The following is a 13,424-nucleotide window of genomic DNA, read 5'->3' on the forward strand; positions in this document are numbered from 1 at the left end:
GTATTCTCCCGGCACTCGCGCGACGCGCCGCGATGCGCGATGATCTCAGGGATGCCGGGAACCCGATTTCGACGACGTGACATGGCGGTCATACTCCGCAACCTGCCCCCGCTGCGCGGCAGGGTCAATCGGCTCCATTCGTCCCCGGCTCCGGACCCCCTGTCGGCGGCCACCGGCTGCCCGTTCGTCCCGTCCGGATCCACGTCCCGGAATTCGGCCTTAACGCCCCGCGCTTCGTCCCGTCCAAGAGGGTGGAGCGTATGATCCATGCCGATCCCCGGGACGATGCCTCGATGGACAGTCAGCTCATCGAGCAGTGGAAGTCGGGTGATGAGCGGGCGGCCACGGCGATCGTGGAGCGGCATGCGGAAGCGCTGAGTCGGTTTGCGGTACGTCTCGGCATCACGGAAGACATCGACGAGTTGGTGCAGGAAACGTTCATTCGCGCGTTCGGTGCGCTGGACTCGTTCCGGTCGGACAGTTCGCTGCGAACCTGGTTGTTCACGATCGAACGCCGACTGGTGATCGACCGACGGCGCGCGCAGTCGCGACGGGGGCACGAGGTGGCTGTCGAAGACGCACACATGGCAACCGAGTACGACGCACTCGACACGCTGGTGGCTGATGAAGCCTCACAGCGGGTAGTGGACGCGATGGCTCGATTGACGCGCATGCAACGGGAAGTGTTCCTGCTGCGTGTTCAGGAAGGCAGGAGTTACCGGGAGATCGCAGAGATTCTCGACACGACGGAAGGGTCGGCCCGGGTGCACTATCACAACGCGATACGCGCGGTGAAGGAGTTTCTCGATGACTGAGTGTCAAGCGCCGGAGCTGCAGGATCTGCTCCCCGACTACGTGGCGGAGTTGCTGGGCGACGCGGAACGGTCGCAGGTGCATGCGCATCTGGTGACGTGCTCGGCGTGCGCCGGTGATGTCGCGCTCCTGCGCACCGTGCGCGGTTTGCGTCCGCAGGCCGTCGCGCTGGATGCCGCCCGCTTGTCACGTATCGTGGCGGCACTCCCGAAACCGCCGCAGCAGCCCGTCACGGCGCATCCGCCGCGGCCGATGCTGGTGCGTACCGTCGACGAGAAGCCCGGTACCGATCGTGCCACTGCGCCGGTCGCCACACCGCCGTCCATTCACACCCGTCCGCGTCGGCGTATGCCGAGCGGGCCCACACTCTGGCGCATTGCCGCCACGATGACGGTGATGGTGGCCGGTGCCACGTCCTTGCTGGTGGCGCGTCGCGGCGCGGAGTCCGGCACGGCACCGATGTCTCAGCTGGCCGCCGCCGAAAGCCTGCAGATGCCGGCATTGCTGGCGGAGTCGTTGTCGGCTGTGCAGGGCACCGATGCGCGCGGTGTGCTGGCGTCGCAGCCGGATGTGCCAGTGTCATACGGAGATCTCGGCGACTACACCGAGGAAGAGTTGCAGGCGATGCTGGATCGTCTGGATCAGTGGGACGGGGCCACGAGCACGGATCCCATGCCCGCGGTGCCCATTGTCGGCACGCGTGGAGGCGCGCTATGACCGCTGTGCGCACGCTGGTCGTGCTGCTGTCAGCGGTGGTGACATTGTCGGCCGCGTCGTCACTCGAGGCACAGGGCGGTCCGCCATCGGGCGGGCAACCGGGGAAGATGGGTCGTCCCGGCCGTGACGAGATGGCGCAGCGCGAGCAACTCGAGCGTCGCTTTCAGGAGCGGCTCGATGAGATCGTGAAGCAGCGCCTGAGTCTTTCCGACGAGCAGCACGCCAAGCTTCGGGAGGTGGCGAGCCGCACGGAAGAATCGCGGCGGCAGCTGCGTCGCGACGAAATGTCGGTGCGCATGGCGATGCGCCGCGAACTCATGGCGGGCGAGAAAGCCAGCGAAACGCGCGTGGGCGAGTTGCTCGACCAGATGCCCGGCCTCGAGCGACGCCGGCTGGAGCTCATGGAGCGCGAGCAGAAGGAACTGGCCAAGTTCCTGTCACCCATCCAGCGCGTGCGGTACTTCGGCCTGCAGGAAGAACTGCGACGCGGTATGCAGGAGATGCAGCGGCGCCGAATGGGCATGGACGACTCGAGCAAGGCCCGGGTGCCGCGCGACTCGGAAATGCCGCGCAAGCGGGAACCGGGCGACCGGTAAGAGCGGCCGGGTTGGGCGCACAACAAAAGCGGGGAGCATCGCCGATTGGCCGATGCTCCCCGCTTGTCTTGATACCTGCAGTGCCCAGAGTGGGGGTCGAACCCACAAGAAGTTGCCTTCGGGGGATTTTGAGTCCCCTGCGTCTGCCAATTCCGCCATCCGGGCTACAACGAAGATCCAAGTGTACTCAGGGCGCGCGTTCGCCGCCATGGCGGGATCGTGCTTGCATCGGGTCAGTTCGTTCGACGCATACTGATATCGAGTCGGGCGCTGCGCAGATAGCCGCAGTGGCCACCCCGCGACACCTCAACCTCATCCCGCACCTCACTGAATCCCGCACCTCACTGACGTAGCCCGGCGCCTCCAATTCGACGCGATACCGGCCGGGACGTTCCATTGCCGCGACGTAGAGCAGCGCGTCGCCCTGCGGCATTCCGCGCGCCGTTTCGACGTAGTCGCCGTTGATGATTCGCATCGTCGGTGCAGGGTCGGGAGCCTTCTTGGTCTGGGCATCCGTCACATAGACGCTCACGCCGTAGGTCCCGACCAGCACACAGTCTCCCCGAAACAAGGAGCACGACGACAGCAGCGTGGCCCCGGCGCTCAGAATCAGAAGGCGCCAGGTTGTCATGGCGGGGCGAGGGGTAGCTCGGTCGCCGCGGTGCAGTTGCAAAGGATTCACAAAAACATCCGGATTGAGGCCAATTACAATCTCAACGGTGAGGGGGACTCCCGCGTACACTGGCCGTGTGATTATTGTTCGGCCGTTGCTGCTGGACAGTAACCGATGGGGTGTAGCTCAATGGCAGAGCATCCGACTGTTAATCGGACGGTTGGTGGTTCGAGTCCACCCGCCCCAGCTTCCCACGATGCCCGGTGTCCCGCAAGGGAACACCGGGCATCGTGCGTTGTAGCCCTGTCGTATAGCTTCCGGACATCTCTTACCCGGTTCCCATGTCGCTTTCGTTTCAGCTTTCCCACGCTGCCTCTGCGTCGATTGACACCCCCCTGCTGGCGGTCATCCTGCCGCAGGACGCTTCGCTGCAGGACGGTGTGCTTGGCGGTGCCCTTGGAGAACTGGACGCACAGCTGCATGGCGCCATTGGGCGCTCGCTGACTCGGCGCGATTTCCGCGGCGGTCGTGACGAAACGCTGTTGCTGGTCGGTGGTGAGACCGGTGTGCAACGCCTCTTGCTCGTGGGTCGGGGCAGTGCACCGCTCACGCGCACCACGGCGCGCCGCGCCGCGGCCATTGCCGCTCGGCAGGCCACCAAGCTGGGCACAGGCGCACTCACACTGCTGCTGCCGGACGATTCCACCACGGATGGCAGCGCCACCGAAGGACTGGTGATCGGCGCCGCTGCAGGCAGCTGGAGCTATCCCGACCTGCAGACACAGCCCCCGGAGAAGGATCGCCGCGCCCGCGTGTCGTCGATCACGATCGTCGCGCCCGCCGGCGCGCCCACCGCCGCTGGCTTCGAAGTCGGCGTCGCGATGGCGGAAGGGCAGGCCATCGCCAAGCGTCTCGGCCAGATGCCGGGCAATGTCTGCACGCCGGATACCTTCGCCGAAGTGGGGCGCGAGATCGCCGAGCGGCATGGCATGGAGCTCACCGTGTGGGGCCGCGAACAGCTGGCCGCGGCGAACATGGGGTCGTTCCTATGTGTGGCGCAGGGCACCACGCAGGATCCCAAGCTCGTGGCACTCGAGCACCGTGGCGGCCCGGCGGATCAGAAGCCGGTGGTGCTGATCGGCAAGGGACTCTGCTTCGACACGGGCGGTATCTCCATCAAGCCGGCGCCGGAGATGGAGTGGATGAAGTTCGACATGTCGGGCGCGGGCGGCGTGATGGGGGCGATGGAAACCATCGGCCGCCTCAAGCTGCCGGTGAATGTCGTCGGCATCATCGGTTCGACGACCAACATGCCGTCTGGTGAAGCTGTGAAGCCCGGTGACGTCGTGCGCGCGTCGAACGGCAAGACCGTCGAGATCATCAACACCGACGCGGAAGGGCGTCTGGTACTGGCCGACCTCTTGGTGTTCGCCAAGCGTTTCGATCCGGCCATTGCCATCGATGCGGCGACGCTGACTGGCGCCATCGTCATCGGTCTCGGCCACAATGCCGTCGGCGTGTTCGGCAACGATCAGAGTGCGATCGATGAAGTGATCAACGCCGGGCAGGCGGCCGGTGAGCCCGGCTGGGCGCTGCCGCTGTGGGATGACTACAAGGAGCAAATCAAGTCCGACGTGGCCGACCTCAAGAACACCGGCGGCCGGGCGGCGGGCTCGATCACGGCCGCGCTGTTCCTGCAGGAATTTGTCGACGGCTATCCGTGGGTGCACCTCGATGTGGCCGGCACGGCGTATTCGCAGACGGACCTCGGCTGGATTCCGAAGGGACCCACCGGGACACCCGTGGGCACGTTCGTCGAAATCGTTCGCGCCCGCACGCGTCAGTGACCACACCCGCCGTGCGCCAATCGAGGCAGAACATCGTACGACGCGGCGCCTGGCGGCTCGTCGCGAGTGTGGCATCGGCCCTGCTGCTGATGCCGGCGTTCGTCTTGGCGCAGGTGCGCCCCGATTCTACGCGGCGTGATTCCGTGCGAGTAGAACTGCCGATCCCGCCGCGGGATTCCGCCGCAGCAGATTCGGCGATGCAGGCCCGCATCCTCGCGCGCAGCGACAGCATCCGGAACCTCATGCTCGGCGACACCATCAAGACGCCGGTCGCGCGTTTTGAAATGCCGTCGGCGGCGCTGGATATCTCCGAACGTCTGCGCTTCGATCGAAACGCCATTCTGTCATCGAGTGCGATGACGCTGGCCGACCTGTTGGACCGCGTTCCAGGGGTCTCCACATTCCGCAGTGGATGGCTGGCCGGTATCCATGCGGCCGCATACAACGGCGACGCCCGACGCATCCGCTACTTCATCGATGGCATCGAAGTGGATGGCGTGGATACGCGTGGTGTTGGTGCCATCGATCTCGTGAACATCCCGATCTGGACGCTCGAGGACCTCGTGATTGAACGAGGGGCCGGTGAGATCCGTGTGTGGATGCGCACCGTGGCGGCCACACACACCACGCCCTATTCCCGCGTGGACATTTTCACCGGTGACCTAAACACCAACGCCTTCCGCGGGTTTGTGGCGCGGCGTTGGCGCAATGGCCTGATGTTTCAGGCAGGTGGTCAGCAGGTGGCCACACAATCCGGGCGCGTGACCGCGTTTGATGGCAACACGGGGCAGCGCCTTCGCAGCGATGGCAGTGTGCAGTTGTTCCTGGGTCGACTGGGTTGGGCGCGCGGCAAGTGGAGCGTGGATGCGTACGGGCAGGGTGGGGCACGTGATCGTGACCGTCACACGTCGCGCGATACGAGCCTGTTCAACAATCTGCCTGGCTACAAGGGATCGCATCGCGAAGGGTACGTGCGGGTGGGCTACGGTGACACGCTGCGCGGTTTCTGGTCGCAGGCCATGGTGCAGTCGCTGCGGGTGAAGATCGAACCAGACACGTTCATTGCGGTGCTCGATGTCAGCGGAAGGGCCTTGCCGCGCCCTGATACCATCACCGCGCGTACGCAGCAGGTCGTGGCTGTCGGCTACCGCACGAACAACTGGGCGGTTTCGCTCACCGACCGGATCCGACCGCTGAATGGTCAGTCGGTACATGCGCCTGTAGCGCGCGGCAGCGCCAACTGGCGCGCGTTTTCCTTGGGTGGATGGGTCGAGCGTTCGGGACCCGACTCCACTGATCGTACCGAAGTCGTCGCACAATTCCGGCCGACTTCGTGGTTCGTGGTCAATGGGTCGCACGCCTCGCGCACGCCCGTCGACTCCAGCCTGCGCATTGCGTCCTCGAGCCTGCGCGCCGAAGCCGCGGTGCGATACAAGAATATCTGGTTGAGCGGTGGCGTACTGCGCGAGGACGCGGTGCGCTATGCCAATATCGAACTGCTCAATCTCCCGGGCGTGATGCTCGATGCACCCGCCGCGCAGGGCATGCTGATCGGCGCCCGCGGTCGTCTGTACAAGGACGTGCAGTTCGAGGTCCAGTCGATCCGCTGGGATACCGAGCAGTTCCAGCGCCCGCCGTCGACCATTCGTGCCGACCTGGCACTCATCAGCGATTGGCGCCGCCGGTTCCCGAAGGGCGAGTTCAGCATCAATGCCCGCATCAGCTACGAGATGCGAGGCGGTGTGCCGTTCTACTACGGCGTGCGTGGCGAGGAGGAAGAGCCGGACATTCGCGTCACGGAAAAGGCACAGGTGGCGACCGCGCATCTCGAGATCCGCATCCAGAAGGGCACGCTCTTTTACCAGTATCGCAATCTGTCCGGTGGTCAGTACGAGCAGATTCGGGGCATCACCATGCCGCCGGCCGTGCAGATGTATGGCATGCGCTGGGAATTCTGGAACTGAGGCCGCAGCGGACCGATTCGCGGCGGATTGACGTTCCTGCAATTGACGGGTATGCCGTGGCGCATTTCATTGCCGAATCCATGAGCGCCACATGATTCGTTCGATGACAGGCTTCGGCCAGGCCGAAGGGGCGATGGGCACGCTGCACGTGGTGGTCGACGTGCGCACCGTGAACCATCGATTTTTCTCGCCGAGCATCAAGCTGCCCGGGAGTTTCGCACGGTGGGAAGCCGACGTGCGCGAGGCCATGCGCCAGAAGGTCAGCCGGGGCCACGTGACCCTCACCGTGCGCTCCGAGCGGCAGGCTGAGACGGCCATCACGATAGACGAAGCCCGGTTCAGTGCGGTCGCCAGCCAGCTCAAGGGGCTGGTGGAACGCCACGGGCTCACGGGCGGTGTGGATCTGGCCAGCGTGCTCCGCATGCCCGACGTCATGTCGGCGCCGCGTGATGACGATGAGACGGGGTCTGCGGCCGACCTGGTCACGATTGTCAGCCAGGCGCTCGATGCATTGGCTCGCTCACGGGCCGAAGAAGGAGCGAGACTGGCTGAGGTGCTGCGCCAGCGTGTGGATCAGGTGGAGGCGGCCCTCGGGCGCATCGCCGCCCGCGCTCCGGAGCGCATCGTCGCTCACCGCGACCGGTTGCGGGCGTCGGTCAAGGAACTGGCCGAGGGCGTGGCGGTGGACGAAACCCGTCTGGCCCAGGAAATCGCCATTCTGGCCGATCGGATGGACGTGGCCGAGGAGCTGGACCGTTTCCACGCCCATCTGGCGGCGTTCCGCGGCACGCTGGCCGAGCCGGGTGAGCCCGTGGGCAAGCGCCTCGGCTTTCTGCTGCAGGAGATGCTGCGCGAGGCCAACACGACGGGTAGCAAGGCGGCGGACGCCGCGATCCTCCATGAGGTGGTCGGACTCAAGGAGGAGCTGGAACGGATCCGAGAACAGGTCGAGAACCTCGAGTGAGCACGTTTCCGGTCATCCTGTCCGCCCCATCTGGTGGGGGAAAGACCACAATTGCACGCCGGTTGCTGGAGCGGCGGAGCGATTTGGGTTATTCTGTTAGTTGCACGACGAGGGCGCCCCGTGAGGGAGAGGTCGACGGGCGCGATTACCGGTTCCTGAGTCCGGAAGCGTTTTTGTCCGCGCGTGATGCGGGTGAGTTCGCCGAGTGGGCTGAGGTACACGGCAATTTTTATGGGACACTGCGGTCGGAGGTGGAGCGTGTGCTCTCCGGTGGCCGGCATGTGCTCATGGACATCGACGTTCAGGGCGCGCGGCAGTTCCACGCGGCGTTCCCGGATACCGTGCTCATTTTTGTCCTGCCGCCGTCGGGTGAAGTGCTCAAGTCCCGGCTGTCGGCGCGCAAAAGCGAAAGTCAGGAGAAGCTCCTGGTCCGTCTTCGCAATGCGCGCGCCGAGTTGGGAGAAGTTGGTCGCTACCACTACGTGGTCGTGAACGACAATCTCGATCGGGCGGTGGACCAGGTGAGTGCCATCATCGATGCCGAAGGATTGCGCCATGATCGCGTTCACGCGGTCGAAGCGCAGGTCGAGGCGCTCATTGCGCAGCTCGAACAGGAAATTCACGCATTCAGCAGGGGCGACTGACGCATGCAGGTTTTCACGCCGACGGACGTTACGAAGCACGCGACGAACAAGTACCTGAGCGTGCTGATCGCCGCGAAGTTCGCGCGGGTGCTCAACGAGTTCCCACGGGATCGTTCGCTGAACGAAAAGAAGCTCACGACGCGCGCGCTCGAAGAGCTGACGGACGGCGATATCGAGTTCAAGGTGCAGCCGCGCCGTCGCCCGGGCTGAGCCTTTGCGCCCTGCAGTATCAGGCGCCGTGCCGAAGCGATTTGCGTTCGGCGCGGCGCCTTTTCCACCCCTGTCCCCCAGATTCCCACCTTCGTGTCCGCACCGCGTCGTCCGTCATCTTTGTTGAACACCTGAGGGCACGGACTGACCATGGACGCCAGGGACCGACTACGCCGATATCTCGAGCAGCGCCGCGAGCTCGGTGAATCCGAGTACGTACTCGACGGACTGTCGGTGGATTCAGTGCTCGACATCGTGGGGGCGAAGTCCACGTCACCAGCGCGCCGCCCGGCTGCGGATAGCGGGGCTTCCCGTGGCGCCGTCGCGGGGAGCAGCCGCGCACCAACGCCCGCTGCACCGCCGTCTGACTATCAGGTGTCAGACGAGAGAGGCGGAGCGGAAGGGTCGCCGCCAGTGCAGGATTTCGCGCCACCGCCGCCTGCGCCGCGCTTCGATGCCGACACCAGCGCTGACTGGCGTACGGCGTTGCGGGGTCTCGATCCCTCAGCCGCGCAGAAGCCGGCGGCCAAAGCCGATCGCGCGCCAACATCGTCCAATCCAGAAGCCGCTCGCGCCGACGCGGCGCCGTCCGCCGCAGAGCGGTCCAAGGGTTCAGCCGCGCCCGCGGGCAATCCGGCCCAGCTTCCGGCCTGGCTCGAGGCACTGGGTCTGCCAGCAGGACTCGAAGCGGGCGCGACATCGGCATCGTTGGCCCCGGAGGTGGCGCTGCTGCCATCGCTGGAAGCGCTCACCCAGCACGTGGCGAGCTGCCAGCGGTGCGCGCTCCACGCGTCGGCCAAGAATCCCGTGCCCGGAGAAGGCAATCCGACTGCCGACTTTCTTTGCGTCGGCGAGGCGCCCGGGGCAAACGAAGACGCTCAGGGCCGTCCCTTCGTCGGCGATGCCGGCCAGTTGCTCACCAAGATCCTCGGTGCGATCCAGCTGACCCGCGAGTCCGTCTACATCTGCAACGTGCTCAAGCACCGGCCGCCTGGGAATCGCGATCCGCTGCCGGATGAAGTGCTGGCGTGCCAGCCCTACCTGCTGCGTCAGGTGGAATTGGTGCGGCCCAAGGTCATCCTCGCGCTGGGTCGTTTTGCCGCGCAGACACTGCTGCAGACCACCACGTCCATCAGTGCGCTGCGTGGGCGCATTCATCGTTTTCATGGCGTGCCTCTCATCGTCACCTACCACCCGGCGGCGCTGCTGCGCAACGAGTCGTGGAAGCGTCCCACCTGGGAAGACGTGAAGCTGGCCCGCCGCGTACTCGACGCTGCCCTCGCCGCCAATGGCGAAGCCGGTGGCACGTCGACGCTGGAGTCTCGCTGACATGACCAGTCTTGTTCCCGCCGCCGCAGCACAGGTGCCGGCCTCACGCGATCCCTACAAGGAACGCCGCCCACCCTGGTCCGAAGAAGCCGAGCAGGCGGTGCTCGGTGCGATGCTGCTCGATGCCGATGCGATCATGCGCGCCGCCGAGCATGTCGACGATACGATGTTCTATCGGGAAGGCCATCGCCGCTTGCACCGCGCGATGATTGCCATCACCGAGCGTGGCGACGTGGTGGATCCGCTCACGCTGGCCGATGAACTCGAACGTCGCGGTGAGCTCGAGCACGCGGGTGGACGAGAGTATCTCGCGTTCCTGCTCGATGCCGTGCCCACGGTGGCCAACGTGGAGTACCACGCGCGCATCGTGAAGGAGAAGGCGTTGCTGCGCCGGCTGATCGAAGTCAGCACTGAGATCGTGCAAGAGGCGTTCGAAGGACGCGTCATGGCGACCGACCTGCTGGACAGCGCGGAGTCACGGATCTTCGGCCTTGGACAGAGCAAGGAGCGCACGGGCTTCGCGCGCATCAAGGAGTTGCTCTGGCCGGCCATGGAAAAGCTCGAGCTGCTTTCGCAGCGTGACCAGGCCATCACGGGCGTGCCAACGGGCTTCATCGAGCTCGATCACATGACGTCGGGCTTCCAGCCGGCCGACCTGATCATCGTCGCGGCCCGTCCGTCCATGGGCAAGACGGCGTTCACGCTCAATATCGCGCAGCATTCGGCCATCACGGCCAAGGTGCCCGTGGCGTTCTTCTCGCTCGAAATGAGCAAGGAATCGCTCGTGCAGCGTATGCTCGCCTCCGAAGCGCTCATCGATGCACAGGCGTTGCGTAAAGGTGGTAGGGCGCTCGATGAATCGATGCCACGTTTGGCGAAGGCGGCTGGTATTCTGAGCCATGCACCGATCTTCATCGACGACACGCCGGGCATCACGCTGCTCGATATGCGCGCCAAGGCGCGGCGGCTCAAGGCCGAACACGACCTTGGGCTCATCATCGTGGACTACCTGCAGCTCATGACGGGCCCCGCCGGCGTGGAGAACCGTCAGCAGGAAGTCTCGCAGATTTCGCGCGGTCTCAAGGCCCTCGCGAAAGAGCTGGGTGTGCCGGTGGTGGCGCTCTCCCAGCTTTCGCGTGCGCCCGAGCAGCGTACCGGCGACGACAAGGGCCGTCCGCAGCTGTCCGACCTTCGTGAATCGGGCGCCATCGAGCAGGACGCCGACGTGATCATGTTCATCTTCCGTCAGGAAGTGTACGCCGAGCGCGACGAGAATGGTCGGCTCAAGGACCCTACCCTCGAGGGGCGGGCCGAGATCATCATCGGCAAGCAGCGTAACGGTCCGATCGGCAGTGCGCGGTTGTTCTTCCACAAGCAGTACACGCGCTTCGACAACTTCTCGCCGCGTCAGGACACGGGATACAGCGACGGTGGCGGCTTTGGCGGGCCCAAACTCGTGCGTGGTCCGGACGACTTCAACGGCACGCCGTTCTGATGGCGAAGACGCGCACGGTCTATCGCTGCACCGACTGCGGCGCCGAGTTCCCGAAGTGGGCTGGCCGGTGCGAGAGCTGCAGTGCGTGGAATACCCTGGCGGAAGAGATCGTGGCGCCGGTGGCCACGAGCAAGCGCACCGCAGCGCGCGCGGCGGGTGGGGTGGCCGGTCGCACGGTCACTCTGGGTTCGGTCACGGCCGCAGATACGCCACGCTGGCGTACGGGTCTCGACGAATTCGACTTCGTGCTGGGCGGCGGTATCGTGCCGGGCAGCATGGTGCTGGTGGGCGGCGAGCCTGGTATCGGCAAGAGCACGCTGTTGCTGCAAGCAGCAGCGCGACTCGAGGCGTCCGGACAAGCCACCCTGTACGTCTCCGGCGAGGAAAGTGCGCTGCAGGTGCGCCTGCGCGCCGAGCGGCTGGCTGAAGATGCGAGTGCGGTGAGCCTGCTGACCGAGACATCACTCGAGACGATTCTGGCCACGGCGGCGCAGCCCACAGCAGATGGCCGGCCGGTGCGGGCGCTCATTGTCGATTCCATCCAGACGGTGCACACCGAGCTGCTCGAAGGAGCGCCGGGCAACGTGGGGCAGGTGCGTGAGTGCGCCGCGCGCCTGATGCGATTTGCCAAGGATACGGGCACCACGGTGTTCGTGATCGGCCATGTCACCAAGGGGGGCGGCATCGCGGGCCCCAAGACGCTCGAACACATCGTCGACACGGTGCTGTATTTCGAGGGTGACAGCACACTCGACCACCGGGTACTGCGGGCAACGAAGAATCGCTTCGGCAGTGTCGACGAGATTGGTGTGTTTCGCATGGTGGGCACGGGACTGGTGCCCGTGGAGAACCCGTCGGCGCTGTTCCTTGGCGACCGGCGGGAGATTGCCAGCGGCAGCGCGGTGTGCGCATTGATGGAAGGCACACGCCCCGTGTTGGTGGAAGTGCAGGCGCTGGCGGCACGCGCAGGGTTTGGTACGCCGCAGCGCGTGGCGAATGGCATCGACGCACGTCGTTTGGCATTGCTGCTCGCGGTACTCGACAAGCGCGGCGGGTTTCCCTGCACGCAGCTCGACGTGTTCTGCAACGTGGTGGGCGGTATGCGGGTGCAGGAGCCCAGTGTCGATCTGGCGGTGGTCGCCGCGTTGGCGTCCAGCGTGGTCGACCGGCCGCTGCCGTCACACGCGGTGTTCCTGGGAGAACTTGGACTGGGCGGGGAAGTGCGGCCTGTCTCGCAGGCCGAGCGACGGCTTGCTGAAGCGGCCAAGCTGGGCATGACCACCGCCTACATGTCGGATCGCGCCATCCCGCGCCGCATTCCGGGCGATATCACGGTGATCGGCGTGCGTACTCTTAATGACGTGCTGCAGCGCACCGTCGGAAAGGACGCCGCGTGATGTGCAACGGCGTACAACGATCTGTGTGGAACGAGAGATTTCATGAGTGACAGCCTGCAACCGCCGCGACGCATCATTCCGCCGCCTGTGATTGCCTCGCGCGGAGAAGCCTCACCAACCAGCAATACCGTTCGCGATGTGGGCGTGGTGATCGTTGCCGGTGGTTCGGGATCGCGCACGGGCAGCGCGGAGCTCAAGCAGTTCCGATGGGTGTCCGGCAAGCCGGCGTTGCTGCACAGCGTGCAGGCGTTCATGGCTCGTGAAGATGTCGCCGTCGTGGTCGTGGTGTTGCCCAAGGCCTACGCCGCCGATCCGCCGCCCTGGTTGTTCCAGTGTGATGTCGATCGTCTGCTGGTCTCCGTCGGCGGCGCCGAACGACACCAGAGCGTGGTGAATGGTCTCGAAGATCTGCCGGAAGAGGTGACGGTGGCCGTCGTGCACGATGCCGCTCGGCCGCTGGTCACCGACGACACGATCGATCGCGTGATTGCCGAGGCGCGCAAGGGACATGGTGCGGTGGCGGCGCTGCCGGTGGTCGATACGCTCAAGGAAGTGGACGAACACGGTCGCATCGTGCGCACGGTCGACCGCACGCATCTCTGGCGCGCGCAGACCCCGCAGGCGTTCCCCCGCGAGCTGCTCGAGGAAGCCCATGTGGCCGCCCGGCGTGATCGCATCGGTGCCACCGACGACGCCGCCTTGCTCGAGCGTCTTGGGCATCCGGTGGTGGTGGTCCGTGGCAGTGAACGCGGCATGAAGATCACCGAAGAAGGTGACTTCGCACGCGCGGAAGCGCTCAGCATCCTGCGGGATTGACGTCGACCATGCGGTGCGC

General features: G+C 65.5%; 13 protein-coding genes and 2 tRNA genes. 13 read left to right on the top strand and 2 right to left on the bottom strand.

The window, feature by feature from the left end:
• Window positions 1-260: 260 nt before the first annotated feature.
• Genes VGE27_RS09585 through VGE27_RS09595 form a run of 3 tightly spaced genes read left to right on the top strand, consistent with a single transcriptional unit; the run spans window position 261 to window position 2,126 of the window.
• On the top strand, window positions 261-815 hold the full coding sequence (locus tag VGE27_RS09585; RefSeq protein WP_331049430.1) for an RNA polymerase sigma factor: 555 nt from the start codon (window positions 261-263) through the stop codon (window positions 813-815).
• A complete protein-coding gene (locus VGE27_RS09590) occupies window positions 808-1,530 on the top strand; it encodes a zf-HC2 domain-containing protein (protein ID WP_331049431.1) in 723 nt (240 codons plus the stop codon). Before VGE27_RS09585 ends, VGE27_RS09590 begins: the two co-directional genes overlap by 8 nt.
• The gene (locus VGE27_RS09595) at window positions 1,527-2,126 is read left to right on the top strand and encodes a Spy/CpxP family protein refolding chaperone (RefSeq protein ID WP_331049432.1); all 600 of its coding nucleotides are present in this window, start codon (window positions 1,527-1,529) and stop codon (window positions 2,124-2,126) included. Before VGE27_RS09590 ends, VGE27_RS09595 begins: the two co-directional genes overlap by 4 nt.
• 81 nt (window positions 2,127-2,207) lie before the next feature.
• Here VGE27_RS09595 and VGE27_RS09600 read toward each other — a convergent pair.
• Both VGE27_RS09600 and VGE27_RS09605 read right to left on the bottom strand, forming a co-directional pair.
• Window positions 2,208-2,291, bottom strand: a tRNA-Leu gene (locus tag VGE27_RS09600).
• A 22-nt stretch (window positions 2,292-2,313) separates the two neighbouring features.
• Window positions 2,314-2,757, bottom strand: a complete 444-nt coding sequence (locus VGE27_RS09605; protein WP_331049433.1) for a hypothetical protein — start codon at window positions 2,755-2,757, stop codon at window positions 2,314-2,316.
• 157 nt (window positions 2,758-2,914) lie between these two features.
• Between VGE27_RS09605 and VGE27_RS09610 the strand changes: the two genes are divergently transcribed.
• The 10 genes from VGE27_RS09610 (at window position 2,915) to ispD (ending at window position 13,405) form a co-directional block, all read left to right on the top strand.
• Window positions 2,915-2,986: transfer RNA gene (locus VGE27_RS09610), tRNA-Asn, on the top strand.
• A gap of 94 nt (window positions 2,987-3,080) precedes the next feature.
• Window positions 3,081-4,586, top strand: coding sequence for a leucyl aminopeptidase (locus VGE27_RS09615; protein WP_331049434.1), 1,506 nt, complete (start codon window positions 3,081-3,083; stop codon window positions 4,584-4,586).
• Complete coding sequence (locus VGE27_RS09620) at window positions 4,583-6,550, top strand: hypothetical protein (RefSeq protein WP_331049435.1); 1,968 nt, start codon at window positions 4,583-4,585, stop codon at window positions 6,548-6,550. The genes VGE27_RS09615 and VGE27_RS09620 overlap by 4 nt, the downstream gene beginning before the upstream one ends.
• Window positions 6,551-6,641: 91 nt before the next feature.
• Window positions 6,642-7,514: a YicC/YloC family endoribonuclease gene (locus VGE27_RS09625; RefSeq protein ID WP_331049436.1), complete on the top strand. Its 873-nt coding sequence runs from the start codon at window positions 6,642-6,644 to the stop codon at window positions 7,512-7,514.
• Window positions 7,511-8,158: a guanylate kinase gene (gene gmk / locus VGE27_RS09630; RefSeq protein ID WP_331049437.1), complete on the top strand. Its 648-nt coding sequence runs from the start codon at window positions 7,511-7,513 to the stop codon at window positions 8,156-8,158. The genes VGE27_RS09625 and gmk overlap by 4 nt, the downstream gene beginning before the upstream one ends.
• A gap of 3 nt (window positions 8,159-8,161) precedes the next feature.
• Window positions 8,162-8,368, top strand: coding sequence for a DNA-directed RNA polymerase subunit omega (locus VGE27_RS09635; RefSeq protein WP_331049438.1), 207 nt, complete (start codon window positions 8,162-8,164; stop codon window positions 8,366-8,368).
• 150 nt (window positions 8,369-8,518) lie between these two features.
• Window positions 8,519-9,697 (top strand): uracil-DNA glycosylase family protein, encoded by a 1,179-nt coding sequence (locus tag VGE27_RS09640; RefSeq protein ID WP_331049439.1) that lies wholly within the window; start codon window positions 8,519-8,521, stop codon window positions 9,695-9,697.
• Window position 9,698: 1 nt separating this feature from the next.
• Window positions 9,699-11,192, top strand: coding sequence for a replicative DNA helicase (gene dnaB, locus VGE27_RS09645; protein WP_331049440.1), 1,494 nt, complete (start codon window positions 9,699-9,701; stop codon window positions 11,190-11,192).
• Window positions 11,192-12,589 (top strand): DNA repair protein RadA, encoded by a 1,398-nt coding sequence (gene radA, locus VGE27_RS09650; RefSeq protein ID WP_331049441.1) that lies wholly within the window; start codon window positions 11,192-11,194, stop codon window positions 12,587-12,589. The genes dnaB and radA overlap by 1 nt, the downstream gene beginning before the upstream one ends.
• Before the next feature lie 42 nt (window positions 12,590-12,631).
• The gene (gene ispD / locus VGE27_RS09655) at window positions 12,632-13,405 is read left to right on the top strand and encodes a 2-C-methyl-D-erythritol 4-phosphate cytidylyltransferase (protein ID WP_331049442.1); all 774 of its coding nucleotides are present in this window, start codon (window positions 12,632-12,634) and stop codon (window positions 13,403-13,405) included.
• Window positions 13,406-13,424: the final 19 nt, after the last annotated feature.

It is taken from the genome of Gemmatimonas sp. (assembly GCF_036405635.1).
Lineage (GTDB): Bacteria > Gemmatimonadota > Gemmatimonadetes > Gemmatimonadales > Gemmatimonadaceae > Gemmatimonas.

What these genes read in the sequence shown, in the direction of transcription:
- VGE27_RS09585 (WP_331049430.1), top strand. Translation starts at nt 261, where the DNA reads ATGATCCATGCCGATCCCCGGGACGATGCCTCGATGGACAGTCAGCTC.
- VGE27_RS09590 (WP_331049431.1), top strand. Translation starts at nt 808, where the DNA reads ATGACTGAGTGTCAAGCGCCGGAGCTGCAGGATCTGCTCCCCGACTAC.
- VGE27_RS09595 (WP_331049432.1), top strand. Translation starts at nt 1,527, where the DNA reads ATGACCGCTGTGCGCACGCTGGTCGTGCTGCTGTCAGCGGTGGTGACA.
- VGE27_RS09605 (WP_331049433.1), bottom strand. Translation starts at nt 2,757, where the DNA reads ATGACAACCTGGCGCCTTCTGATTCTGAGCGCCGGGGCCACGCTGCTG.
- VGE27_RS09615 (WP_331049434.1), top strand. Translation starts at nt 3,081, where the DNA reads ATGTCGCTTTCGTTTCAGCTTTCCCACGCTGCCTCTGCGTCGATTGAC.
- VGE27_RS09625 (WP_331049436.1), top strand. Translation starts at nt 6,642, where the DNA reads ATGATTCGTTCGATGACAGGCTTCGGCCAGGCCGAAGGGGCGATGGGC.
- VGE27_RS09635 (WP_331049438.1), top strand. Translation starts at nt 8,162, where the DNA reads ATGCAGGTTTTCACGCCGACGGACGTTACGAAGCACGCGACGAACAAG.
- VGE27_RS09640 (WP_331049439.1), top strand. Translation starts at nt 8,519, where the DNA reads ATGGACGCCAGGGACCGACTACGCCGATATCTCGAGCAGCGCCGCGAG.
- dnaB (WP_331049440.1), top strand. Translation starts at nt 9,699, where the DNA reads ATGACCAGTCTTGTTCCCGCCGCCGCAGCACAGGTGCCGGCCTCACGC.
- radA (WP_331049441.1), top strand. Translation starts at nt 11,192, where the DNA reads ATGGCGAAGACGCGCACGGTCTATCGCTGCACCGACTGCGGCGCCGAG.
- ispD (WP_331049442.1), top strand. Translation starts at nt 12,632, where the DNA reads ATGAGTGACAGCCTGCAACCGCCGCGACGCATCATTCCGCCGCCTGTG.